Annotated in this window: 21 protein-coding genes, 3 tRNA genes and 1 other RNA gene; 17 read left to right on the forward strand and 8 right to left on the reverse strand. The window is 68.6% G+C overall.

The genetic code is table 11. The features are described from left to right. Window positions 1-62: 62 nt before the first annotated feature. The gene (locus tag ACOQPQ_RS10395; RefSeq protein WP_420639367.1) at window positions 63-926 is read right to left on the reverse strand and encodes an SDR family NAD(P)-dependent oxidoreductase; all 864 of its coding nucleotides are present in this window, start codon (window positions 924-926) and stop codon (window positions 63-65) included. 17 nt (window positions 927-943) lie between these two features. Then, a complete protein-coding gene (locus ACOQPQ_RS10400; RefSeq protein WP_420639368.1) occupies window positions 944-1,855 on the reverse strand; it encodes a P1 family peptidase in 912 nt (303 codons plus the stop codon). Window positions 1,856-1,942: 87 nt separating this feature from the next. Here ACOQPQ_RS10400 and ACOQPQ_RS10405 point away from each other — a divergent pair, with 87 nt between their 5' ends. From ACOQPQ_RS10405 to guaA, 10 genes are all read left to right on the forward strand, one after another. Beyond that, entirely contained in the window at window positions 1,943-2,506 is a 564-nt protein-coding gene (locus ACOQPQ_RS10405) for a uracil-DNA glycosylase (RefSeq protein WP_420639369.1), read from the forward strand. Continuing rightward, window positions 2,503-3,003 carry a tRNA (adenosine(37)-N6)-threonylcarbamoyltransferase complex ATPase subunit type 1 TsaE gene (gene tsaE, locus ACOQPQ_RS10410; RefSeq protein WP_420639370.1) on the forward strand — a complete coding sequence of 167 codons (501 nt, stop codon included), beginning with the start codon at window positions 2,503-2,505 and terminating at the stop codon, window positions 3,001-3,003. Before ACOQPQ_RS10405 ends, tsaE begins: the two co-directional genes overlap by 4 nt. Window positions 3,004-3,064: 61 nt before the next feature. Further along, entirely contained in the window at window positions 3,065-3,763 is a 699-nt protein-coding gene (gene tsaB, locus ACOQPQ_RS10415; protein WP_420639371.1) for a tRNA (adenosine(37)-N6)-threonylcarbamoyltransferase complex dimerization subunit type 1 TsaB, read from the forward strand. Continuing rightward, complete coding sequence (gene rimI, locus ACOQPQ_RS10420) at window positions 3,760-4,335, forward strand: ribosomal protein S18-alanine N-acetyltransferase (protein WP_420639372.1); 576 nt, start codon at window positions 3,760-3,762, stop codon at window positions 4,333-4,335. The genes tsaB and rimI overlap by 4 nt, the downstream gene beginning before the upstream one ends. A gap of 61 nt (window positions 4,336-4,396) precedes the next feature. Next, the gene (gene tsaD, locus ACOQPQ_RS10425) at window positions 4,397-5,446 is read left to right on the forward strand and encodes a tRNA (adenosine(37)-N6)-threonylcarbamoyltransferase complex transferase subunit TsaD (RefSeq protein ID WP_420639373.1); all 1,050 of its coding nucleotides are present in this window, start codon (window positions 4,397-4,399) and stop codon (window positions 5,444-5,446) included. A gap of 85 nt (window positions 5,447-5,531) precedes the next feature. Next, the gene (gene groES / locus ACOQPQ_RS10430; protein ID WP_420639374.1) at window positions 5,532-5,822 is read left to right on the forward strand and encodes a co-chaperone GroES; all 291 of its coding nucleotides are present in this window, start codon (window positions 5,532-5,534) and stop codon (window positions 5,820-5,822) included. 5 nt (window positions 5,823-5,827) lie between these two features. Further along, window positions 5,828-7,474: a chaperonin GroEL gene (gene groL / locus ACOQPQ_RS10435; RefSeq protein WP_420639375.1), complete on the forward strand. Its 1,647-nt coding sequence runs from the start codon at window positions 5,828-5,830 to the stop codon at window positions 7,472-7,474. 113 nt (window positions 7,475-7,587) lie between these two features. Beyond that, window positions 7,588-8,997, forward strand: a complete 1,410-nt coding sequence (locus ACOQPQ_RS10440) for a pyridoxal-dependent decarboxylase (RefSeq protein ID WP_420639376.1) — start codon at window positions 7,588-7,590, stop codon at window positions 8,995-8,997. Between the two features lie 90 nt (window positions 8,998-9,087). Beyond that, window positions 9,088-10,251, forward strand: a complete 1,164-nt coding sequence (locus ACOQPQ_RS10445) for a GuaB3 family IMP dehydrogenase-related protein (protein WP_420639377.1) — start codon at window positions 9,088-9,090, stop codon at window positions 10,249-10,251. Continuing rightward, a complete protein-coding gene (gene guaA / locus ACOQPQ_RS10450) occupies window positions 10,248-11,879 on the forward strand; it encodes a glutamine-hydrolyzing GMP synthase (RefSeq protein ID WP_420639378.1) in 1,632 nt (543 codons plus the stop codon). The genes ACOQPQ_RS10445 and guaA overlap by 4 nt, the downstream gene beginning before the upstream one ends. A gap of 68 nt (window positions 11,880-11,947) precedes the next feature. On the opposite strand, the gene ACOQPQ_RS10455 is transcribed toward guaA, so the two are convergent. Further along, entirely contained in the window at window positions 11,948-13,312 is a 1,365-nt protein-coding gene (locus ACOQPQ_RS10455; RefSeq protein ID WP_420639379.1) for a KamA family radical SAM protein, read from the reverse strand. 92 nt (window positions 13,313-13,404) lie between these two features. Here ACOQPQ_RS10455 and ACOQPQ_RS10460 point away from each other — a divergent pair, with 92 nt between their 5' ends. Beyond that, window positions 13,405-14,535, forward strand: a complete 1,131-nt coding sequence (locus tag ACOQPQ_RS10460) for a hypothetical protein (protein WP_420639380.1) — start codon at window positions 13,405-13,407, stop codon at window positions 14,533-14,535. 29 nt (window positions 14,536-14,564) lie between these two features. Here the strand turns inward: ACOQPQ_RS10460 and ACOQPQ_RS10465 are convergent, their stop codons facing one another. Beyond that, window positions 14,565-15,335 carry an SDR family NAD(P)-dependent oxidoreductase gene (locus ACOQPQ_RS10465; protein WP_420639381.1) on the reverse strand — a complete coding sequence of 257 codons (771 nt, stop codon included), beginning with the start codon at window positions 15,333-15,335 and terminating at the stop codon, window positions 14,565-14,567. 44 nt (window positions 15,336-15,379) lie between these two features. Continuing rightward, a tRNA-Ser gene (locus ACOQPQ_RS10470) sits at window positions 15,380-15,466 on the reverse strand. A 161-nt stretch (window positions 15,467-15,627) separates the two neighbouring features. Here ACOQPQ_RS10470 and ACOQPQ_RS10475 point away from each other — a divergent pair. Both ACOQPQ_RS10475 and ACOQPQ_RS10480 read left to right on the forward strand, forming a co-directional pair. Next, window positions 15,628-15,718, forward strand: a tRNA-Ser gene (locus ACOQPQ_RS10475). 55 nt (window positions 15,719-15,773) lie between these two features. Continuing rightward, on the forward strand, window positions 15,774-16,529 hold the full coding sequence (locus ACOQPQ_RS10480; protein WP_420639382.1) for an SDR family NAD(P)-dependent oxidoreductase: 756 nt from the start codon (window positions 15,774-15,776) through the stop codon (window positions 16,527-16,529). 79 nt (window positions 16,530-16,608) lie between these two features. Here ACOQPQ_RS10480 and ACOQPQ_RS10485 read toward each other — a convergent pair. Next, window positions 16,609-16,693 (reverse strand) — tRNA-Ser (locus ACOQPQ_RS10485). Window positions 16,694-16,790: 97 nt separating this feature from the next. Here ACOQPQ_RS10485 and ffs point away from each other — a divergent pair. The 3 genes from ffs to recR all read left to right on the forward strand — a co-directional run bounded on the left by ffs (window position 16,791) and on the right by recR (window position 19,459). Further along, an RNA gene (ffs, locus tag ACOQPQ_RS10490) (signal recognition particle sRNA small type) lies at window positions 16,791-16,889 on the forward strand. Between the two features lie 69 nt (window positions 16,890-16,958). Beyond that, window positions 16,959-18,842, forward strand: a complete 1,884-nt coding sequence (gene dnaX / locus ACOQPQ_RS10495; RefSeq protein ID WP_420639383.1) for a DNA polymerase III subunit gamma/tau — start codon at window positions 16,959-16,961, stop codon at window positions 18,840-18,842. Then, a complete protein-coding gene (gene recR, locus ACOQPQ_RS10500) occupies window positions 18,839-19,459 on the forward strand; it encodes a recombination mediator RecR (RefSeq protein WP_420639384.1) in 621 nt (206 codons plus the stop codon). The genes dnaX and recR overlap by 4 nt, the downstream gene beginning before the upstream one ends. Before the next feature lie 197 nt (window positions 19,460-19,656). On the opposite strand, the gene ACOQPQ_RS10505 is transcribed toward recR, so the two are convergent. Continuing rightward, window positions 19,657-20,835, reverse strand: a complete 1,179-nt coding sequence (locus ACOQPQ_RS10505; protein WP_420639385.1) for an acetyl-CoA C-acyltransferase — start codon at window positions 20,833-20,835, stop codon at window positions 19,657-19,659. 86 nt (window positions 20,836-20,921) lie between these two features. Between ACOQPQ_RS10505 and ACOQPQ_RS10510 the strand changes: the two genes are divergently transcribed. Next, window positions 20,922-21,797: a 5'-3' exonuclease gene (locus tag ACOQPQ_RS10510; protein ID WP_420639386.1), complete on the forward strand. Its 876-nt coding sequence runs from the start codon at window positions 20,922-20,924 to the stop codon at window positions 21,795-21,797. Here ACOQPQ_RS10510 and ACOQPQ_RS10515 read toward each other — a convergent pair. Then, the gene (locus ACOQPQ_RS10515; RefSeq protein ID WP_420639387.1) at window positions 21,788-22,393 is read right to left on the reverse strand and encodes a TIGR00730 family Rossman fold protein; all 606 of its coding nucleotides are present in this window, start codon (window positions 22,391-22,393) and stop codon (window positions 21,788-21,790) included. The genes ACOQPQ_RS10510 and ACOQPQ_RS10515 overlap by 10 nt on opposite strands. Window positions 22,394-22,481 lie beyond the last annotated feature (88 nt).

The following is a 22,481-nucleotide window of genomic DNA, read 5'->3' on the forward strand; positions in this document are numbered from 1 at the left end:
ACACCACGAGCACACCCGGACGACGGTCAGGCTGACCCGCTGGTCTTCGTAGAGGCCGCTCCTTACCGGGGCGACACCTCACCGTCGGGGAGGCCGATGGTGTAGCTGGGGTTGGTCTCGTTGAGGATCGACTCGGTGCGGGCCGCGATCCGCTCCTTGAATTCCGGGTGGGGGAAGATCCAGAACTTGTCCGTCCGGACGGCATCGAACACCAAGTCGGGTATCACCGCCGGATCGGTGCCTTCGTCGATGGCGTTGATCAGGCTCTCGTGGAAGGCCGCGGCCTCGGCATCGGCCGACATGGGACCGCAGGTGTCGTCGTAGGCATCGGGCCGGTTGCGCTCGGCCCGGAAGATGCCGGTGGCCACCGGGCCGGGGCACAGACACGACACCCCGATGGGCGCCTCGATCATGTCCAGCTCCCGGTGCAGCGCTTCGGCGATGGCCACCGCGCCGTACTTCGAGGTGGTGTAGGGGCCGAGCAACCCCCCGGAGGTCAAGCCCCCCACCGACGCGGTGATGACCACGTGGCCGGGCTCACCCTGCTCCAACATCCGGGGCACAAAGCTGCGCACCCCGTGGATCACCCCCCACAGGTTCACGTCCAGCACCCACCGCCAGTCGTCCACGGTGTTCTCCCAGGTGAAGCCGCCGGTGAGCACCCCGGCGTTGAGATGCACCAGGTGGATGCCCCCGTACCGGTCCAGGGCGGCCCGGGCCAAGGCCTCGTTGGCGTCGGGGCTGGTGACGTCGGTCAGCATGAGTTGGGCGTTCTCCAGCCCGCCGACCGTTTCGGCCAACCCGGCCTCGTCGATGTCCCCGGCCAACACCCGCATGCCCTCGGCCGCCGCCCTGCGAACCATGGCCCGGCCCATACCGCTGGCCGCTCCGGTGATCACCGCCACTTTTCCGGCGAGTTCTTCCATGTCCGTCCCCCTTGTCGTCAGGCGTGTCGGTGGTCATCTTGGCCCACCGAGCGGATCGCTGTCTCCACGGCGGCGGCGGCCATCAGCCGCACCAAGCCGACATGGGCCTCCACCCGGCCGGTGGCCCCCACCACCAAGGCGTCTCCGTCACCATCGGTGTGGACCGGGATCAGGGCCCGGGCCATGCCGCTGTGGCCGCTGCGGGCCACCCGATGGCAGTCCCGCTTGGTGAGGATGGCGTTGGTGGCCAGCACCCCGATGGTGGTGTTGGTCACGGCGGGGTTCTCGTCGTCGGGGGCGAACGGCTCGGACTCACGGTGCTGGTAGGTACCGGCGACCAACGCGTCCACCACGGTGCCGTCGTTGATCCGGCCCGCCGCGTTCACCGCCACCAATGCCCCCACCCGGACCCCGTCCACCACCACCAGCGCCCCACCCAACCCGCCGGGCTTGGCCTGCTCGGCCCCCTGCCATTTGTTCATGGTCGCCCCGGTGCCCGCGCCCACCCGGCCCAGCTCGGCCTGATTGTGGCGGGCGGCGTCGGTGGCGGCCTGGGCCGCGGCGTAGCCCTCGTCGGGACCGGGACGCACCGAGCCGTCACCGGTGGCCAGGTCGTAGAGCGACAGGCCCACCACGATGGGCACCCGACCACCTCGGGTGGGGAACCCCCGTCCCTGTTCCTCGCACCAGCGCATCACCCCGTCGGCCGCCGCCAAGCCGAACGCCGAACCGCCCGACAGCACCACCGCATCCACATGCTCCACCGTCCGTCCCGGATCCAGCAGGCTGAAGTCCCGAGTGGCGGGCGCACCCCCCCGGATCTCCCCGGAGGCCGTGGTCTGCTCGGGAAACACCACCACCGTGCATCCCGTACGGGCCCCGGCATCGGTCCAATGCCCCACCAGCACGTCCTGTCCCTCTCCCAGCATCACCACCGACCCTAGTGGTGAGCCGCAGCCGGTCCGGCTACTCCACCCTCCTCGTGGAATGTCGCAGCCGGAACGTATCCTGGGATGGTGACCTTGACCCTGGCCCAGGTGGGCGCCGAAGCGGCCCGCTGCACCAAGTGCGGGCTGGCCAACGGGCGCACCCAGGTGGTCTTCGGCATGGGCAGCCCCGACGCCGACTTGATGTTCGTCGGCGAAGGTCCGGGCGCCGAGGAGGACAAGCAAGGGCTCCCCTTCGTGGGCCGGTCGGGCAAGCTCCTCGACCGCCTGATGGCCGAGGAGATCGGGATGACCCGTGACCAGTGCTACATCGCCAATGTGGTCAAGTGCCGCCCCCCCGACAACCGGGATCCCAAGCCCGAGGAGGTGGCCGCCTGCCGCCCCTGGCTGGAGAGCCAGATCCGCCTGATCGCCCCCCGGGTGATCGTCTCGTTGGGCAACTTCTCGTCCAAGCTGCTCCTGGACACCACCACCGGGATCACCAAATTGCGGGGCCAGAGCTATCCCCTGCCCGATGCCGACGCGGTGCTCATCCCCACCTTCCACCCGGCCGCCGTGCTGCGGGGCGGCGGTCTCCAGGAAGCCCAAATGCGCTCCGATCTGGTGCGAGCGCGCCTGGCCATGGCCCCATGATCCGCATCCACACCCGGTCGCCCGACGAGACCAAGGCGCTGGCCACCAGCTTGGCCCAGGCGGCCCAACCGGGTGACCTGCTGCTCTTGGTGGGCGACCTGGGGGCGGGCAAGACCACGTTCGCCCAGGGATTTGCCGCCGGTTTGGACATCACCGATCCGGTCACCAGCCCCACCTTCACCCTGGCCCGGGAATACCACGGCACGTTGCTCCTGCATCACCTGGACGTGTTTCGGCTGGATCACGCCGCCGAGGTGCTCGACCTGGGCCTGCCCGAGCTGCTGGACAGCAATGGGGTGATTCTCATCGAGTGGGGCGACACCATTCGCCAAACCCTGCCCGACGACTACCTCGAGGTGGCCCTCACCTTCGGGGACGGTCCCGACAGTCCCCCCGATGCGCGGGTGGTGACGCTCACCCCCCGGGGCGCCCGCTGGCAAGCCCGCACCGCGCTCGTGGCCGAGGCCGTGGCCCCGTGGCGGGACGGCGCCCCGTGAGGACCACCGTGTTGCCACTCGCGCCCTCCTGCCCGCCGACCGTTCACCCCCGGCGCTCCCCGTGTTGATCCTGGGGATCGAATCGGCCACCCAACAGGTGGGATGCGCCTTGGGCGGTCATGAGGGGACCTTGGCGTCGGCCCACAGCGCCCGGGGCCGACGCCACGCCGAGGCCATCGCCCCGCAAATCCAGTTCATCATCCGCCAGGCCCGGGTGGAGTTGCGCGACGTGGGCTGCGTGGCCGTGGACGTGGGACCGGGCCTGTACACCGGCCTGCGGGTGGGCATCTCCAGCGCCATGGCCGTGGCCTACGCCCTGGGCGCCCCCATGATCGGGGTGTCCAGCCTGGATCTCCTGGCCTTCGCCGTGCGCCACACCCAGCGGGTGATCGTGGCGGCCATCGACGCCCGGCGCAGCGAGCTCTTCTACGCCTTCTACCGCCAGGTGCCCGGTGGGGTCCAGCGGGTGTCGCCCGCCCAGGTGGGTACCCCCGACGACCTGGCCTCCGAGCTGCTGGCCGCGGGCGACGATGTGCTTCTGGTGGGCGACGGCGCCCATCGCTACCGCGAGGTGTTCGACCGGCTGCAGAAGATCGACATCGCCGAACAGGACCTGGCTCACCCCTCGGCCTCCTCGCTGGTGCAGCTCGCCCATGCCCGGGCCCTGCGCGAGGAATTCGTCAAGCCCTGGGAGCTGCGGCCGATCTACCTTCGGGGTCCCGACGCCGACAGCAACTGGAACACCCGCCCCGCGCCATGACCTCCGCCACCCCCGTTGCCCCGGCCGCCTTCAGCTCGGTCCCCGGAACCACCGCCCGGGCCGTCACCGTGCAACCCATGACCGCCTCGATGCTCCCCGAGGTCATGGCCATCGACGCGGCCTGCTACCCGGTGCCGTGGAGTCGAGCAGCCTACGAGTCCGAGCTGGCCCGGGCCGACGACCGGCTGTACCTGGTGGCTCGCCACGCCTCCGAGGATCGCCGGATCGTGGGCCACGGCGGCATGGCCTTCGACCAGGACGAAGCCCACGTCACCACCATGACGGTGGCGCCCGTCCTTCAGGGTCGGGGGATCGGGGCCCGCCTGTTCCTGGCCTTGGCGTTGGCCGCCCGCCGGCGCAGCACCAGCCTCGCCCTGGAGGTGGCCACCGACAATCCCGTGGCCCAGGCCCTGTATCGCCGGTTCGGTCTGGCCCCCGTGGGCATTCACCGGGGCTACTACGCCGACATGGGCCTGTCGCCCGACGCGGTGGTGATGCGGGCCGACAACATCCATCACCCCGACTACGCCAACCGCCTCGTCAACATAGCGGTGGAACTGGACTGCACATGACCAACCCGTACACCCCGGAGACCAACCGCCTCGTCAACACAGCGGTGGAACTGGACTGCACATGATCAACTCGGAATCCCACTGTGACACCTCGACCATCGTGTTGGGTATCGAAACCTCCTGCGACGAGACCGCGGCGGCGGTCGTCGCCGGACCCACCGACGTGCTGTCGTCGGTGGTGAGCAGCCAGGTCGACCTGCACGCCCGCTACGGGGGGGTCGTCCCCGAGGTGGCCAGCCGAGCCCACGTGGAGCGGCTCACCCCGGTGGTGGCCCAGGCGGTGATCGAAGCGGGGCTGAGCGACCACGACGTGCAGGCCGTGGCCGCCACCGCCGGGCCCGGCCTCATCGGAGCCCTGCTGGTGGGGGTGAGCGCGGCCAAGTCCCTGGCCCTGGTGTGGGATGTGCCCTTCGTGGCAGTCAATCACCTGGAGGCCCACCTGTACTCCTCCTTCCTGGAGGAGCCCGACATGGAACTACCGGTGGTGGTGCTGTTGGTTTCCGGGGGGCACACCCTGCTGGTGTTGATGGAGGCCTTCGGACGCTACCGACTCATCGGCCAGACCCTGGACGACGCCGCGGGCGAAGCGTTCGACAAGGTGGCCCGGTTCATGGATCTGGGCTACCCCGGCGGACCGGTCATTGACCGACTGTCCATCACCGGTGACCCGACGGCGGTGGCTTTTCCCCGTCCCATGTACGACGACGGCTACAACTTCTCCTTCAGCGGCCTCAAGACCGCGGTGGTCAACCACGTGCGGGGCCACCCCGACCTCGACGTGGCCGACGTGGCCGCGTCGTTCCAGGAAGCGGTGGTCGACGTGCTGGTCCACAAGGCTCGCAAGGCGGCCGCCGAGTTCGGGGCCAAGGGGCTGTGCCTGGCCGGTGGGGTGGCCGCCAATTCCTCGCTCCGGGAACGGCTGCTGGACGCCTGTGTGGCCGACGGCATCAGCGGCTTTCTCCCCAGCCGATCCATGTGTACCGACAACGCCGCCATGGTGGCCGCCACCGGCTGGCAGCGGCTCCGACTCGACGGCCCCTCCCCGCTGGACACCGGGGCCGACCCCAACTTGGCCCTGCCCCTGTTGGCGTCCGGCAATCCTGCGGTCTGAATTGGCCTCCGACCGGTTCAGGCCCTACTGTTAGCACTCGCCTATCGAGAGTGCTAACACTCAAGTCAACCATTTGGAGGCCAAGATGGCGCTACAGCCCCTTGATGACCGAATCGTTGTCCGCCCCGGTGAGTCAGAAGAGATGACCGCCAGCGGCCTGGTCATCCCCGACACCGCCAAAGAGAAGCCCCAGCAGGGTGAGGTCATCGCCGTGGGACCGGGCAAGCGGTCCGAGAACACCGGTGAGTTGATCCCGCTGGACGTGTCCGTCGGCGACACCGTGGTGTACAGCAAGTTCGGCGGAACCGAGATCACGGTGGACGGCGAGGATCTGTTGATCTTGTCGGCCCGTGACGTGCTCGCCACCGTCAAGTAGCCACGATGACCAAGATCCTCAAATTCCGCGAGGAGGCCCGCCACGGCCTCGAGTCGGGCGTCAACCAGCTCGCCGACGCCGTCAAGGTCACCTTGGGCCCCCGGGGCCGCAACGTGGTCCTCGACAAGAAGTTCGGCGCCCCCACCATCACCAACGACGGCGTGTCCATCGCCCGTGAGGTGGAGCTGGACGACAAGTTCGAGAACATGGGCGCCCAGCTCATCAAAGAGGTGGCCACCAAGACCAACGACATCGCCGGTGACGGCACCACCACGGCAACCGTGTTGGCGCAGGCCATGGTCCGCCAAGGCCTGCGCAACGTGGCCGCCGGCGCCAACCCGATGAGCCTCAAGCGGGGCATCGAGAAGGCCGTGGCCGCCGCGGTGGATTCCCTGGCCGATCAGTCCCAGGACATTTCGCAGAAGGAGGAGATCTCCCAGGTCGCCTCCATCTCCGCCGCCGATCAGGCGGTGGGCGGGGTCATCGCCGAGGCCATCGACAAGGTGGGCAAGGACGGTGTGGTCACCGTGGAGGAGTCCAACACCTTCGGCATGGAGTTGGACTTCGTCGAGGGCATGCAGTTCGACAAGGGCTTCTTGTCCCCCTACTTCGTGACCGACGCCGAACGCCAAGAGGCGGTCCTGGACGAGCCCTACATTCTGTTCAACCAGGGCAAGATCAGCTCGGTGCAGGATCTGCTGCCCGTCCTGGAGAAGGTGATGCAGACCGGCAAGCCGCTGCTGATCATCGCCGAGGACGTGGAGGGCGAGGCCCTGGCCACCCTGGTGGTGAACAAGATCCGGGGAACGTTCAACTCGGTGGGGGTCAAGGCCCCCGGCTTCGGTGAACGCCGCAAGGCCATGCTCCAGGACATGGCCATCCTCACCGGCGGCCAGGTGGTGGCCGAGGAGGTCGGACTCAACCTGGAGGGCGTGACCCTGGATCTGTTGGGCACCGCCCGCAAGGTGATCGTCACCAAGGACGACACCACCATCGTCGAGGGGGCCGGTACCAAGGCCGACGTCGACGGACGGGTGGCCCAGATCCGCCAGGAGATCGAGAACACCGACTCCGACTGGGACCGGGAAAAACTCCAGGAGCGCTTGGCCAAGCTGGCCGGCGGCGTGGCCGTCGTCCAGGTCGGGGCCGCCACCGAGGTGGAGCTCAAGGAGAAGAAGCACCGCATCGAGGATGCGCTGTCGGCCACTCGGGCCGCCATCGAAGAGGGCGTGGTCGCCGGCGGCGGCACCGCGCTGTTGCGGGCCCGACCCGCGGTGGCTTCGGTGGTCGAGGGCCTGAGCGGTGACGAGGCCACCGGCGCCAAGATCGTGCTGGAGTCCCTGACCGTGCCGTGTTCCCTCATCGCCTCCAACGCCGGCTACGAGGGATCGATCGTGGTACGCGACATCGAGGCCACCTCGGGCACCATCGGCTTCAACGCCGCCACCGGGGCCACCGAGGATCTGGTGGCCGCCGGGGTCATCGACCCGGCCAAGGTCACCCGAGCCGGTCTGCAGAACGCGGCCTCCATTGCCGCCATGCTGTTGACCACCGAGGCCTTGGTGGCCGACAAGCCCGAACCTCCGGCCCCGCCGATGCCACCGGGCGGCGACCCCATGGGTGGCATGGGCGGTATGGGCGGCATGATGTAACACCTGGTCGGGAGCCGGTGCCGGGGCTTCGCCCGGCCCGACCCAACCCCTCCAGGGCCTCACGGCCGTTGACGGTGGCGGTTCACCCGCCACCGTCGGCCACAATGGGATGCATGGCCGAGCGTCCCGACCACATGGATCCCGAGGAGTTCCGCCGTCGGGGTCACCAGGCGGTGGACTGGGTGGCCGACTACCTGGCCCGACTGGACGACTTCCCGGTGATGGCCGGTGTGGGCCCCGGCGACGTTCGCGACCGCCTGCCCGACGCAGCTCCCGAATACGGTGAGGACTTCACCGACGTGCTGGCCGACCTGGACCGGGTGATCCTGCCCGGTCTGACCCACTGGCAGGCACCGGGCATGTACGGCTACTTCCCGGCCAATTCCAGCGGCCCGTCCGTGCTGGGCGAGCTGATCTCGGCCGGTCTCGGAGCCCACGGGGCCATGTGGACCACCGGCCCTGCGGTGACCGAACTGGAACAGCTCGTGCTCGACTGGCTGGTGGCCGCGCTGGGACTGCCCCCGGCGTTCCGGGGTAACGGGGTCATCACCGACGGGGCCTCCTCGGGCACCCTGTGCGCCATCCTGGCCGCCCGCGACCGGGCCGGGGGCGCTGACGACCTGGGGCGCATGACGGCCTACGTCTCCGAACAGGCCCACTACTCCATGGCCAAGGGGCTGCGGGTGGCCGGCCTGCCCGACAGCCGCGTTCGGCGGATCGCCACCACGCCCGACTACGCCATGCGGGCCGACCATCTGGCCTACGAGATCGTCAAGGACCGCAACGACGGTCTGCTTCCGTTCTTCGTGGGCGCCACCATCGGCACCACCTCCACCACCGCCGTCGATCCCGTCCCCGAACTGGCCTGGGTGGCGTCCAACTTCGACGCTTGGATTCACGTGGACGCCGCCTTTGCCGGCACCGCCTCTGTCTGTCCCGAGTTGCGACACCTGAACGCCGGGTTGGACGAGGTGGACAGCTACCTGTTCAACCCCCACAAGTGGATGCTCACCAACCTCGACTGCTCGGTGTTCTACGTGGCCGATCGCCGTCACCTGCTCAACGCCCTGGCCACCGAGGCCGAGTATCTCTCCGACGGCACGGCGGCCGCCTTGGCCGAAGGCGATCACGAGACGGTGGATTACCGCGACTGGAGTGTGGCCCTGGGCCGTCGATTCCGGGCCCTCAAGCTCTGGTTCGTGATTCGCCACTACGGGCTGGAGGGTCTGCGAGCCCACGTCCGCCGCCACGTGGCCTGGGCCAAGGAGCTGGCCGAGTGGGTGGCGGCCGACCACCGCTTCGAGTTGGCGGTGACCCCGGTGCTCAGCCTGGTCTGCTTCCGCCACGTCGACGGCGACGAGGCTTCCCGGCGGGTCATGGATCACGTGAACAACTCGGGGCGGGCCTTCATCAGCCACACCACCCTGGAGGATCGCCTGACCTTGCGGGTGGCCATCGGCAGCCCCCACACCGAACACCACCATCTGCAGGAACTCTGGACGCTCCTCCGGGCCGCCGCGTGAGGCCGCCCAACGCAGGCTCGGGGTAAATCCCCAACCTCCGGCTGTTCAGCCGTACACTGGTTGGTTTCCAGCGCAGAAGGGGTCGCCGCCATGGCCGAAGTCGAGATCGGACTGGGCAAGACCGGTCGACGGGCGTACGGATTCGACGACATCGCCATCGTGCCCACCCGTCGCACTCGTGATCCCGACGATGTGAGCATTGCCTGGGAAATCGACGCCTACCGATTCGATCTCCCCCTGCTGGCCGCCGCCATGGACGGGGTGACCAGCCCGGAGACGGCCATCGCCATCGGTCAGTTGGGCGGCGTGGGGGTGCTCAACCTCGAGGGATTGTGGACCCGTTACGAGGATCCCGAACCCGTCCTGGACGACATCGCGGCCCAACCCCCCGACAAGGCCACCCTGCGGATGCAGGAGTTGTACGCCGAGCCGATCAAGCCCGATCTGATCGAACAGCGGATCCGCCAGATCAAGGATGCCGGGGTCATCTCCTGCGCCTCCGTCACTCCCCCACGAACGGCCGAATTGGCGCCCCACATGCTGGCCGCCGAGCTCGACCTCATGGTCATCCAGGGCACGGTGGTGACTGCCGAGCACAAGTCCAAGACCACCGAGCCGTTGAACCTCAAGAAGTTCGTCCGTGGTCTGGACATCCCGGTGATCGTCGGGGGCTGCGCCAGTTACGACGCCGCCCTGCACCTGATGCGCACCGGGGCCGCGGGCATCCTGGTGGGGGTGGGGCCGGGTCAGGCCTGCACCACCCGGGGGGTGCTCGGCATCGGCGTGCCCCAGGCCACCGCCATCGCCGACGCCCGGGCCGCCCGAATGCGCCACCTGGACGAGACCGGGGTGTACGTCCACGTCATCGCCGATGGGGGCATGGCCACCGGGGGCGACATCGCCAAGGCCATCGTGTGCGGCGCCGACGCGGTGATGATCGGATCACCGCTGGCCGCCGCCTGTGAATCCCCCGGTCGGGGTCACCACTGGGGCATGGCCACCTTTCACCCCACCCTGCCCCGGGGGGCCCGGGTGCAGACCACGCCCCGGGGAACGCTCAAGGAAATCCTGGTCGGGCCGGCCCGGGAGAACGACGGCCGGCTCAACCTGTTCGGGGCCCTGCGCACCTCCATGGCCACCTGCGGGTACGAGACGCTCAAGGAGTTTCAGAAAGCCGACATCATGGTGGCCCCCTCCCTGCAGACCGAGGGCAAATCCCTGCAGCGGGCCCAGGGCATCGGAATGGGTCGGTGAGCCCCCCGGACCAGCCTCCTTCAGCAACCGCAAGCCGAGACCGCCCGGTCTTGGTGGTCGACTTCGGCGCCCAGTACGCCCAGCTCATTGCCCGGCGGGTGCGCGAGGCCCACATCTACAGCGAGATCGTCCCCCACACCCTGCCCGCCACCGAGATCGCCGACCGGCAACCGGGCGCGGTGATCTTCTCCGGGGGGCCCAAGTCGGTCCACGTCGAGGGTTCACCCCGCATCGACCCCGACGTCTACCGCTTGGGCATTCCCATTCTCGGCATCTGCTACGGGGCGCAGCTCATCGCCGCCCAACTGGGGGGCCGGGTGTCGCAGACCGGCGTGGGGGAATACGGACGCACCGCCATGCAGGTGCGGTCTCCCAGCCTCCTGTTGGACGCCAACGCCGACGACCGGACCCCGGCGGGGGACGGACCCGACAGCCCCACCGCCGCGGACACCGAAGAACGGGGGGAGCGGTCGGTGTGGATGAGTCACTTCGACTCCATCACCACCCCGCCTGCGGGCTTTCGGGTGACGGCCTCCACCCCTCAGGCGCCGGTGGCCGCCCTCGAGCATCCCCAACAACGCATTTTCGGCGTCCAATTCCATCCCGAGGTGGCCCACACCCCCGGCGGGCAGGCCGTGCTGGAGCGGTTTCTCTATCGGGGGGCGGGGTTGGCCCCCACGTGGACCACGGCGTCGTTCATCGATGAGGCGGTGGCCGCGGTGCGCCGCCAGATCGGGGACGGCCGGGCGGTGTGCGGCTTGTCGGGCGGGGTGGATTCGGCGGTGGCCGCCGCCTTGGTCCACCGGGCGGTGGGCCGCCAACTCACGTGCGTCTACGTGGATACCGGCCTGATGCGCCAGGGCGAGAGCGACCAGGTGATCGACGCCTTCCGCCGCTCCCAGGGCATCGACCTGATCGCGGTGAACGCCGCCGACCGCTTCTTCGACGCCTTGACCGGGGTGATCGACCCCGAGGAGAAGCGCAAGATCATCGGTGAACTGTTCATCCGCATTTTCGAGCAGGCGGCCCACGACATCGACGGGGCCGCCTTTCTGGTGCAGGGCACCTTGTATCCCGACGTGATCGAATCGGGTTCCGACGCCGCCGCCAAGATCAAGAGCCATCACAACGTGGGCGGGATCCCCGACGAGATGGACTTCGAGTTGGTGGAGCCGCTGCGCGACCTGTTCAAGGACGAGGTCCGCACCGTCGGCCAGGAGCTGGGCCTGCCCGACGAGATCGTGTGGCGCCAACCCTTCCCCGGCCCCGGCCTCGGGGTGCGGGTCATCGGCGAGGTCACCCCCGACAAGGTGGGGTTGCTGGCCCGGGCCGACGCCATCGTTCGGGCCGAGATCGCCGCCGCCGGGCTGGAGCGAGACGTGTGGCAGGCGTTCGCCGTGCTCCCCGACATCCGCACCGTGGGGGTGATGGGCGACGAACGCACGTACGGACAAGTGGTGGTCATCCGCGCCGTCACCAGCGACGACGCCATGACCGCCGATTGGGCTCGGCTTCCCTACGAGCTGTTGGAACAGATGTCCAGCCGGATCGTCAACGAGGTGGACGGCATCAACCGGGTGGCCTACGACATCACATCCAAACCCCCCGGCACCATCGAATGGGAATGAGCTGATCCGGCCGTTGTCGGCCGATCGATCACGGCCGGCCCGTCACCGGGCCCGTCGGACCCTCCCGGTCACGCGGCCCGGGTGGTGATGAGCTCCACCCGCTGGCCGTGGTCGGTCTTCATGGCGTCCAGCTCGTCGCTCCAGAAGAACTTCTCCTCGCCGAAGGCGGGCCGCAGCTCGTCCAACCATGAGGCGTGCGGGTCGTAGGCAGCGAAGAACAGCCGGTTCACCCAGTCCGGGTTGCGCCCCTGCACGAACTTCAGGGCCAACACCCGCTCGCCGCCGACCTCGGTGATGCCGTCCACCAGCACCTTGCCCGGCGTGGCCGACATCGACGGACCCCGCCAGGTGCGAGCCAGCCCCGACACCTGCTTGTAGGCGTCGGTGTAAATCTCATACGCCTCCACCAGCGGCACCTCGAAGTACCGCTTGGCCCCGGTGTCGCGCTCCACGAACATGTAGTACGGCACCGCTCCCAGTTGTACCTCGGTGGTGATCATGTCGGCCCACACCCGGGCGCTGTCGTTGACGTGGCGGATCAGCGGTGCCTGGCACCGCACCACCGCCCCGGTCTCGATGATCCGGCGCAGGGCCTGCCGTGAGGCGTCGGTGGCCAGCTCCACCGGGTGCGAATAGTGGGCCATGATGGCCAGGTGGCGACCCGAGGCCACGACCTCCTCGAACAACCGGAGCAGGTCGTCGGCTTCTTCGCCTTCGGTGAACTTGTAGGGCCAGTAGGCCGGGGCCTTGGTGCCGAACCGGATGGTGCTGATCTCCAGGTCGTCGGCCATCAGCGGCTCGACGTAGCGGCGAATCAGCTCGGTGCGCATGATCATCGGATCACCGCCGGTGAACAGCACGTCGGAGACCGTGGGATTGCGCTGGAGGTAGGCCACCAGCCGATCGATCTCCTTGCTGGCGAACTTCAAATCGTCGAGCTGCACGAATTGGGGCCACCGGAAGCAGTAGGTGCAGTAGGCGTGGCAGGTTTGGCCCTGGGTGGGGAAGAACAGCACGGTCTCCCGATACTTGTGCTGCACCCCCTGCACCACCTCCTCCTCCAGGTAGCCGGCGTTCATCTCCACCTGCCCGGCAGGATGGGGATTGAGGCTCAACTGGATCTCCCGAGCGGCCGCTTTGATCTCGGGTTGAGGCGCCTCGGCGTTGATCAGGTCGGCAATGCGGGCGAAGTGCTCGGGGTCGAGCATCCCCTCCTGGGGGAAGGTGAGCTGGAACATGGGGTCGTCGGGCACGTTGTCCCAGTCGATGAGTTGCTCGCACACGTAGTTGTTGGTCTTGAAGGGGAGCACCGAACCAACCACCCGTGTCACCATCTGCTGGTGGGCACTCAGCCGGTCGAAGCCGGGGGTGTCCTCCAGATTGCGGAGCTGGAAGGTGCGGAAGGTGTGCTGGTCGCCATTGCCGGTGCTCATGGTGGGTTCCTCTCTCTGCGATCTTCGCCCCTGCGATGATACCAGCCCCTCTGACCCTCGCCTTCGGGGAGACGATCTGGCACCATGGACACATGCTGAGCAAGTACGACGACTTCCCCATCCATCAGACCCCCGATCCCATCGCCACTCCCGCCACCGGGGAGAAGGATTTCTACGAGCGCTACTGGTTCAACGGCTACTCCAAGGTGGGCGACATGTACCTCGGGGTGGGTACCGCCCGCTATCCCCATCTCGGCATTCAGGACTGTGGTATCAGCCTCGTCCACGACGGCGTGCAATATGCGTTCCACGCCTCGGCCCGGGCCAACCCCGAGCCGACGGACGTGGCCGTGGGCCCATTCCGCTTGGAGATCACCGAGCCGATGAAGGCCTGTCGGGTGGTGCTGGAGCCGAACGACACCGACGTTGCCGCCGATCTCACCTTCGAGGCCCGCACCGCCGCCATCGAAGAACCCCGTCATCACTGGTCGGACGGCAGCCGCCGGATCATGGACACCACCCGCTTCACCCAGTTCGGGCGTTGGCACGGCTGGATTCAGTACGACGGCCGCCGCATGGAGATCGACCGCACCGAGACCTACGGCACCAAGGACCGCTCTTGGGGAGTCCGTCCGGTGGCCGGGGGCGACAACCGGGGGGCTCCCCAGCCCCCCCGGGCCATGGGCCTGTTCTTCCTGTGGGCCCCGCTCCATTGGGACGACATGTGCAGCCACTACCAGCTCTTCGAGGACACCCTGGGTCGTCCCCGATTCCACGTGGGGGCCTTCCTACCCGCCTATGACTCCATTGCCGACATCCCCGGAGTGGAGGACCCCGACGTGGAGCCCATGCACCGCCTGGAACACAAGCTCACCTTCGAGCCCGGCAGCCGCATGATCCAGTCGGCCACCTTGGCCATGACCTCCCTGGAAACCGACATTCGCCATCAGATCACCATGGACAAGCAGTTCACCTACCGCATGAAGGGCATCGGCTACAGCCACCCCACCTGGCCCCACGGGGCCTGGAAGGGGGAGTTGGCCATGGAGTCCGAACGCTGGAACCTGGCCGACGTCGACGAGAATGCCTTCGAGAACCAGCACGTCCAGCACCTCATGAAGGTCCGCATGGGCGACCGGGAGGGCATCGGCGTCCTCGAGCAGAGCATCTTCGGCCCCTACCGCCCCTACGCCCTCGAAGGCCACATCGCCCCCTCCCCCTAGCGGTGTGCCGCGGCAACGGGAGCGGGCGGTCAGATGATGACGCGGCCCCCGTTGACGCCGAGGACCTGGCCGGTCACGAAGGAGGCGTCGTCGCGGCACAGGTAGGCGCAGGCGGCGGCGATGTCGTCGGGTTGGCCGACCCGGCGAACCGGGGTGGTGGGGATGTGGTCGTCGATGCCGCCACCGAGGTGGCCCCCCTGGGCGGCCTGGTGGAGCGAGGGTGTCTCGATGAAGCTGGGGGGGATGGCGTTGACGGTGATGCCCTTGCGACCGAACTCTCTGGCCAACGATTTGGTCAATCCGATGACCGCAGCCTTGGACGCCGAATAGTGGGTTTGCCCGAAATTGCCGGTTTGGGCGCTGGAGGAAGAGATGTTGACGATCCGTCCCCAGCCTTGGTCGATCATGTGGGGGATGACCACTTGGCAACATTCGAAAGTGCCCCGCAGGTTCACCGCCATGACCCGCTCGAAGGACTCCGGGGAGATCTCCAGGAACCGCTCGAAGGGAGCGATCCCGGCGTTGTTGACCAGGATGGTCGGGGGGCCGAGCATGTCGGCAGTTTTCTGCACCCCAGCCGCGATCGAGGTCCGATCGGCCACATCGCACGTCACAGCGAGGGCGTGACCACCGGCGGCTTCGATGGCCGCGGCCGTGGCTGTGGCCGATTCGCCGATGCGATCGAACACCGCCACGGCGGCGCCATCGGCAGCCAGGCGCCGGCTGATGGATGCACCGATGCCCGAACCGCCGCCGGTCACGATGGCCACGCGAGGCTGGGACCAGGCCGGGGTGGTCATTGCCATGCACCTCCCTGAGCGGTGTAGTCATTTCGTTGACGGGGCGGAGGGAGGGGGATTCGAACCCCCGGGACCCCAAAAGGCCCTACGGCTTTCAAGGCCGTTGCATTCGTCCGCTCTGCCATCCCTCCGAGGAGCAGACTAGCGGCGGGCCCATTGCCGAGGGGCGGCGGTTTCGGAAGAGGTACGCCACAGGAATCGTCGTGCCTGCCTTCGCCTGAGGGCTTATGGGAGGCCCGTCCGCAAAAGCACCGGTCCCTGCTGGGAGCAAGACGCTAGGGTGGAAGGGCCTGGAGAGGTGGCCGAGTCAGGTTGAAGGCGCTTCCCTGCTAAGGAAGTAACTGCCGCGAGGTGGTTCGTGGGTTCGAATCCCACCCTCTCCGCGTTTGTGACCCGCGCGCCGGGGAACCGTTGCGGGGCGGAGTAGGGTCAGGCCCCATGGGAATGCTTGAGGGGAAGACGGCCATCGTGACCGGCGGCGGCCAGGGGGTGGGTCGGGGCATCGCTTTGGCATTGGCGGCCGAAGGAGCCGGGGTGACGGTGGCGGCCCGCACGGAATCCAAGGTCCAGGCAGTGGCCGCCGAGATCGCCCAACGGGGCGGCTCGGCTCTGGCTGTGGTGTGTGACGTGAACGAGTTGGAACAGATCGCGTCGTGCGTGGATCGCACGGTGGCGCATTTCGGCACGGTGGACATTCTGGTCAACAACGCTCAGCAGGTACCCCATGGCCACCTGCTGGAGGTGAGCGACGAAGCCTCGATGGCGGCGTGGACCTCAGGCCCCCTGGCCGCCATCCGCTTCATGCGGCTCTGCCATCCCCACCTCTGCGGCGGCGGGGTGATCATCAACCAGAGTTCGGGGTCGAGCCTCAAGACCGACCCCAGCGGCATGGGGGTGTACGCCGGGGTGAAGTCGGCCATGCAGTCCATCACCCGGGCGGCGGCCATGGAGTGGGGGGCCGACGGCATCCGGGCCATCACTTTGATGCCGGTGGCGATGTCGCCGGCCATGGAGAACTGGAAGGAGTTCAACCCCGAGGGCTACGCCGCCCTCCAGGAACGATTCGCCCTCAAGCGAGTCGGCGACGCCGAGATCGACGTCGGCCGAGTGGTCGCCTTCCTGTGCAGCGACACCGCCGGCTACATGACCGGCACCACCGTGAACATCGACGGCGGGGACGCCTACCTCCGCTAACGGTGCGGCGCACCCGGCCTGAGGTGATGGATGGACCTCATAGGTTCACCCGTTTCTGATGGCTCACGACACCCGGACGCGGAGGGGGTGGGATTCGAACCCACGGTGACTTGCGCCACACACGCTTTCCAAGCGTGCCGATTCGGCCGCTCTCGCACCCCTCCCGGAACCCCGAAATCTACCGCACCCTGACCGGCAGGCTCCCAACAATTGCCGCTATCCTGGGCGGTCCCGGGCCGTACGCCCGGTTTGGAATGTGATGGTCGGGTCCTGTGCAACGCCAGCCCGTGAACCGAGTCAGGGCCGGGAGGCAGCAGCTCTCAGCGGATCCTGGGGTGTGCCGCAGACCGCCTGGCCATCACTTTCGAAACCGGGATCGGCCGGTCGTGGGCCCTCTCGTTGTCGTTCTGTGTGAGTAGAGTCGGCCCAATGGCCCACCAAGCCCTGTATCGCCGGTACCGACCGGCCAGCTTTGCCGAGCTGCGCGGCCAGGAACCGGTGGTGCGGGCCCTGCAGAACGCCGTGCAGCAGGGCCGGGTCGGGCACGCCTACCTGTTCAGCGGCCCCCGGGGAACCGGCAAGACCAGCACGGCCCGGATCCTGGCCAAGGCCCTCAACTGCAACGAACCCCCCGGCGACGGTGAACCGTGCGGCCAGTGCCCGTCCTGTGAGGCCATCGCCGCCAACACCTCGTACGACCTGATCGAGCTGGACGCGGCCTCCAACAACAAAGTGGACGACATTCGCGACCTCACCTCCCGGGTGGCCATGGGTTCCCCCGGCCGGGCCAAGGTCTACGTGCTGGACGAGGTTCACATGCTCACCCCCGGCGCCGAAAACGCCCTGCTGAAGACGCTGGAGGAACCCCCGGACCACGTGGTCTTCGTGCTCTGCACCACCGAACCCCACAAGGTGGTGCCCACCATTCGCAGCCGCACGCAGCACTTGGAGTTCAACCTCATCGACGGCGAGGTGCTGGAGGATCATGCCCGCTGGGTGGCCCAACAGGCCGGGCTGGAGCTGAGCGACGACGCCATCGACCACGCCGTCCACCGAGGAGCGGGATCGGCTCGCGACACTTTGTCGGCCCTCGACCAGATTGCCGCCGCGGGCGGCGTCACCGACCGACTGGAAGCGGTGGACGCCATCATCGAAGCGCTGGCCGACATGGATTACGGGCCGGCCTTCGCCGCCGTCCACGACGCCCTTCGGTCGGGCCGGGAGCCCCGGCTCATCGGTGAAGCCCTCATCGACCACCTCCGCAGCGCTTTTCTCAGCACCATGGGCGTGGATCTCAGCCACCTCACCGACGCCCAGCAGGAACGTGCCCGCGCCATCGCCGACCGCATCTCCCCGGCGGGTCTCACCCGAGCCTTGGAGGTGCTGGGCACCGCGCTGGTGGAAATGCGACAAGCCCCCGATCCCCGGGTGGACCTGGAGGTGGCCCTGGCCCGACTCACCCGCCGCGACCTCGACACCGACCTCGGCGCGGTGGTGGAGCGCCTGGAACGGCTGGAACGGCGGGGCCCCGCCGCCCCCGGCAACGACCCCCCCAGGGACGGAGGGCCGGACGCCGGGCCACCACCGCCCCGCCGCCGAGGGGGCGACGCCCCCCGGGGACCGGAGAAGGCCCGGGCTGCCATCGCCAACATGCAAGCCCGCCAGGCCGACACCCCCCCACCGGCGACCGATCCCGACCGCGCCGGCCCTCCACTCACGGATCCGGGAGCGTCCGACCGGGTGCCGCGGCCCACCCTGGGGGCCACCCGGGCGGGCCGGGCCGGGCCGTCGACTGGCGACGACCATGCCGCCCAGCCCACCAACCCCGGTACCCAACCCACCAGCGCGGCCGGCCCCCCGCTGCCCAGCCGCGAGGAGCTGGTGCTCGCCTGGGGCGACACCGTCCTGGCCAACCTCTCGAATCGAGCCCGAGTCCGCTTCCAGGCCGGCCGCTTTCTGACCCACGATGCCGATTCCGCCGTCTTCGCCCTCCCCAACCGGATCCACCTGGATCGTTGCCAGGAGGCCCGGAACGAGGTGGACGAGGCCCTGCACCAATACTTCGGTCGGCCGGTGGCCATGCGCCTGGTGGTCGACGACGACACCGCCGCCGCGCCGCCGGACTTTCCCCAGGGTCCCCCGCCCGCCGCTCGCACCGCCGACGACGAACCGGAGGCCATCGACCCCGACGAGCTCATGGACGAGGAAACCGTCACCCAGCAGGCCATCACCAACCTGCTGGCCGCCTTTCCCGGATCCGAGGTGGTCACCCTGGAGCCCCCTGTCGAGCCCGGCCGGCCACCGACACCGTGAACCGTTCCGGCAGCGTCTACACCGCCCCGGTTCAAGTCCTGATCGACGAACTGGGCCGCCTGCCCGGCATCGGCCCCAAGTCGGCACAGCGCATCGCCTTTCACCTCCTGAAGGTGGACCAACTGGATGCCCTGCGCCTGGCGGACGCCATCAGGGACGCCAAGGATCGCATTCAATTCTGCGGGCGGTGCTTCAACATCAGCGAGCACGCCGAATGCGAGCTGTGTACCGACCATCGCCGCGATCCGGCCATGCTGTGCGTGGTCGAGGAGCCCCGCGACATCGTGGCCTTGGAGAAGACCCGGGAGTTTCGGGGCCGCTACCACGTGCTCGGAGGGGCCATCAACCCCATCGAGGGCATCGGCCCCGACCAACTGCGGGTGAAGGAACTGTTGACCCGTATCGGTGACGAGAACGTCACCGAGGTCATCTGCTGCACCAACCCCAATATCGAAGGGGAGGCCACCGCCATGTACCTGGCCCGGCTGATCGAGCCCCTCGGGGTGACCGTCACCCGCATCGCCAGCGGGCTGCCGGTGGGGGGCGATTTGGAGTACGCCGACGAACTCACCCTCAGCCGGGCCCTGGAAGGACGCCGGCGCATCAACGCCGATTAGCCCGCGCCGCTCCCCCAAGGGGCCCCACCGCCCCCGCCACCGCAGGGGGGTCCGGCAGCCAACCCCGAACGCAAGACACCGCCTCTGCGAGTCGGGCGGGGGGCATTGGAACCGACACGCAAGAGGCGGTGCTTGTTTGTTGCAGTTACATTACAACTATGACGAAACCGCGTCAAGTCAGAGGTCAATTGTAATATTCAGACCGAAACCAGCAGGGCGTCCCCCTGGCCTCCACCCCCGCACAGAGCGGCCGCCCCCAAACCCCCGCCACGACGGCGAAGCTCGTGCAGCAGGGACACCACGATGCGATTGCCGCTGGCCCCGATGGGGTGGCCCAGGGCGATGGCCCCACCGTTCACGTTCACCACATCGTCGGTGATCCCCAGGTCGTCCATGGACGCCACCGCCACCGCGGCAAAGGCCTCGTTGATCTCGAACAGGTCCACGGCGTCCACGTCCCGGGCCACCGACTTCAGGGCTTGCCGGATGGCCCGCGACGGCTGGGTGAGCAACGAAGGATCGGGGCCGGCCACCTGCCCGTAGCCCACGTAGGTGCCCAGCGGGGTCAAACCCAGGGCCTCGGCTCGCGCCCGGCTGGCCAGCACCAGGGCGCTGGCCCCGTCGGAGATCTGCGAGGCGTTGCCCGCGGTGATGTTGCCCGCCTCGGCAAAGGCAGCCCGCAGCTTGCCCAGCGACTGCGCCGTGGCGTCCGGCCGCACCCCTTCGTCAGCCGTCACCGCTAACGGATCACCCCGACGTTGGGGTACCTCCACGGTCACCAGCTCGTCGTCGAACCGCCCGGCCGCCTGCGCTGCGGCGGCCCGCTGATGCGATTGGGCGGCCAACGCGTCCTGGGGCTCGCGGGCCAGCCCCCGGGAGGCGGCGTACTTCTCCGTTCCGCTCCCCATGGCGCAGCGGTCGAAGGCACAGAACAGCCCGTCGTACATCATGGAGTCCACCAACTCACCGTCCCCCAACCGGTAGCCCTCCCGGGCCTGCGTCAACAGGTAGGGGGCCTTGGTCATCGACTCCATGCCCCCGGCCACCACGATGTCGGCATCCCCGGCCGCGATCATCTGATGGGCCAGGTACACGGCATTGATGCCCGACAGGCACACTTTGTTCACGGTGGTGGCGGGCACGGTCATGGGAATGCCCGCCCCGACCGCCGCCTGGCGGGCCGTGGCCTGCCCCTCCCCGGCCAACAGCACGTGGCCCATGAACACGTAGTCCACCTGCTCCGGCGTCACCCCCGACCGCTCCAGGGCCGCCCGGATGGCCCGAGCCCCCAGTTCGGTGGCCGACAACGAGGCCAAACCGCCCGACATCTTCCCGATCGGAGTGCGGGCCCCGGACAAGATCACCGTCTCGCTCATTGTTTTCCTTCGTCCACTCGCCAACGTCGGAGAACAGGATACGGTCCGTCGAGCACGCCGGAGCCATCGCCGGATACGGTCACAGCGTGCGGGTCCACCTGGTCGATGGCACCTACGAGCTGTTCCGCTACCACTTCTCACCCGGCAACCGCGACCCCGAGCGCGGCGCCGCCCGAGGGGTGGTCCACAGCATGCTCCAGCTCATCGACGACGGCGCCACCCACGTGGGGGTGGCCACCGACCACGTGATCGCCTCCTTCCGCAATGACCTGTGGCCCGGCTACAAGACGGGGGAGGGGGTCCCCGCGGAGCTCTTGGCTCAGTTCCCCCGGGTGGAGGAAGCCCTGGAGGCGGCCGGATTCTGTGTGTGGCCCATGGTGCAGTACGAAGCCGACGACGCTCTGGGCGCCGCCGCCCGCCAGGCCATCCGGGACCCGCAGGTGGAGCAGGTGGTCATCTGCACCCCCGACAAGGATCTGGCCCAATGCGTCACCGAGGACGGGCGCATCGTGCAGTACGACCGCCGCCGACAAGTCCTCATCGACCACGACGAGGTGATCGCCAAGTTCGGCGTGCTCCCCGAGTCCATCCCCGACTACCTCGCCCTGGTGGGCGACACCGCCGACGGTTTCCCCGGCCTACCCGGTTGGGGGGCGCGCTCCACCGCCACCGTGTTGTCCCACTACCGCCACCTGGAACACATTCCCGACGCGGTGGGCCAATGGGAGGTGAGCGTTCGGGGTTCGGCCAAGCTGGCCGCCACCTTGGCCGACAACCGCGACCTGGCCTTGTTGTTCCGCCGCATCGCCACCCTGGCCGACGACGTGACCACCTTCGATCACCTGCAGCAGTTGCGCTGGTCCGGCCCCACCGCCGCATTCCCGGCCATCATGGGCGAGCTGGGAGGAGAGCACCTGGTCGCCCGGGCCGAGGAGTTGCAGCGCCGACACGATCAGGCGTGATCGGCCCCCAGTAACCTCAGCGCCTCATCGATCGAGCCGGCCCGGCGAATGATGCCGGCCTTTTCCCGCTTCACGAATCCCGTCTCCACAAGCTGCTGGACGAACCCGATGAGCGGCGTCCAGAACCCGTCCTCGTCCAACAACACCACCGGCTTGTACCTGGCCTCTTCGTGCAGCCCCAACTGGGTCCACGTGGCCGACTCGAACAACTCCTCCATCGTGCCCAAACCCCCCGGCAGCGCGCAGAAGCCGTCCGACAGCGAGTACATGAGCTGCTTGCGTTCGTGCATGTCCTTCACCAGGTGCAACGTGGTCAACCCTTGATGGGCCACCTCGATCTCGTCCAGGAATTCGGGGATCACCCCGATCACCTCGCCCCCGGCGGCCATGGTCGCATCGGCCAAGACGCCCATGAGGCCCACCCGGCCCCCGCCGAACACCACGCCGATGCCCTCGGCGGCCAGCCGTTGTCCCAACGCCGCGGCCAACGCCGCATGGCCCGGTTCGGTCCCCAACGAGGAGCTGCAAAAGACGGCAATACGCCCTTCTCTGCGGTCGGCAGTGCCCTCGGGAGTCGTACCGGCGTTTTGTGACATGGGCCGAGGGTAGTGGCCGCCGCCGGGGCCCGGAGCCCCATTTGCCGGCCTGGCCGGTGCCCATGCTCACGTAGTGGCACCCGGCGAG

The organism is Candidatus Poriferisocius sp. (genome assembly GCF_965219775.1).
Classification (GTDB): domain Bacteria; phylum Actinomycetota; class Acidimicrobiia; order Acidimicrobiales; family Bin134; genus Poriferisocius.

Coding starts and splice junctions, on each gene's coding strand:
- ACOQPQ_RS10395 (WP_420639367.1), bottom strand. CDS start 926: ATGGAAGAACTCGCCGGAAAAGTGGCGGTGATCACCGGAGCGGCCAGC.
- ACOQPQ_RS10400 (WP_420639368.1), bottom strand. CDS start 1,855: ATGCTGGGAGAGGGACAGGACGTGCTGGTGGGGCATTGGACCGATGCC.
- tsaE (WP_420639370.1), top strand. CDS start 2,503: ATGATCCGCATCCACACCCGGTCGCCCGACGAGACCAAGGCGCTGGCC.
- rimI (WP_420639372.1), top strand. CDS start 3,760: ATGACCTCCGCCACCCCCGTTGCCCCGGCCGCCTTCAGCTCGGTCCCC.
- tsaD (WP_420639373.1), top strand. CDS start 4,397: ATGATCAACTCGGAATCCCACTGTGACACCTCGACCATCGTGTTGGGT.
- groES (WP_420639374.1), top strand. CDS start 5,532: ATGGCGCTACAGCCCCTTGATGACCGAATCGTTGTCCGCCCCGGTGAG.
- groL (WP_420639375.1), top strand. CDS start 5,828: ATGACCAAGATCCTCAAATTCCGCGAGGAGGCCCGCCACGGCCTCGAG.
- ACOQPQ_RS10440 (WP_420639376.1), top strand. CDS start 7,588: ATGGCCGAGCGTCCCGACCACATGGATCCCGAGGAGTTCCGCCGTCGG.
- ACOQPQ_RS10445 (WP_420639377.1), top strand. CDS start 9,088: ATGGCCGAAGTCGAGATCGGACTGGGCAAGACCGGTCGACGGGCGTAC.
- ACOQPQ_RS10455 (WP_420639379.1), bottom strand. CDS start 13,312: ATGAGCACCGGCAATGGCGACCAGCACACCTTCCGCACCTTCCAGCTC.
- ACOQPQ_RS10460 (WP_420639380.1), top strand. CDS start 13,405: ATGCTGAGCAAGTACGACGACTTCCCCATCCATCAGACCCCCGATCCC.
- ACOQPQ_RS10465 (WP_420639381.1), bottom strand. CDS start 15,335: ATGACCACCCCGGCCTGGTCCCAGCCTCGCGTGGCCATCGTGACCGGC.
- ACOQPQ_RS10480 (WP_420639382.1), top strand. CDS start 15,774: ATGGGAATGCTTGAGGGGAAGACGGCCATCGTGACCGGCGGCGGCCAG.
- dnaX (WP_420639383.1), top strand. CDS start 16,959: ATGGCCCACCAAGCCCTGTATCGCCGGTACCGACCGGCCAGCTTTGCC.
- ACOQPQ_RS10505 (WP_420639385.1), bottom strand. CDS start 20,835: ATGAGCGAGACGGTGATCTTGTCCGGGGCCCGCACTCCGATCGGGAAG.
- ACOQPQ_RS10515 (WP_420639387.1), bottom strand. CDS start 22,393: ATGTCACAAAACGCCGGTACGACTCCCGAGGGCACTGCCGACCGCAGA.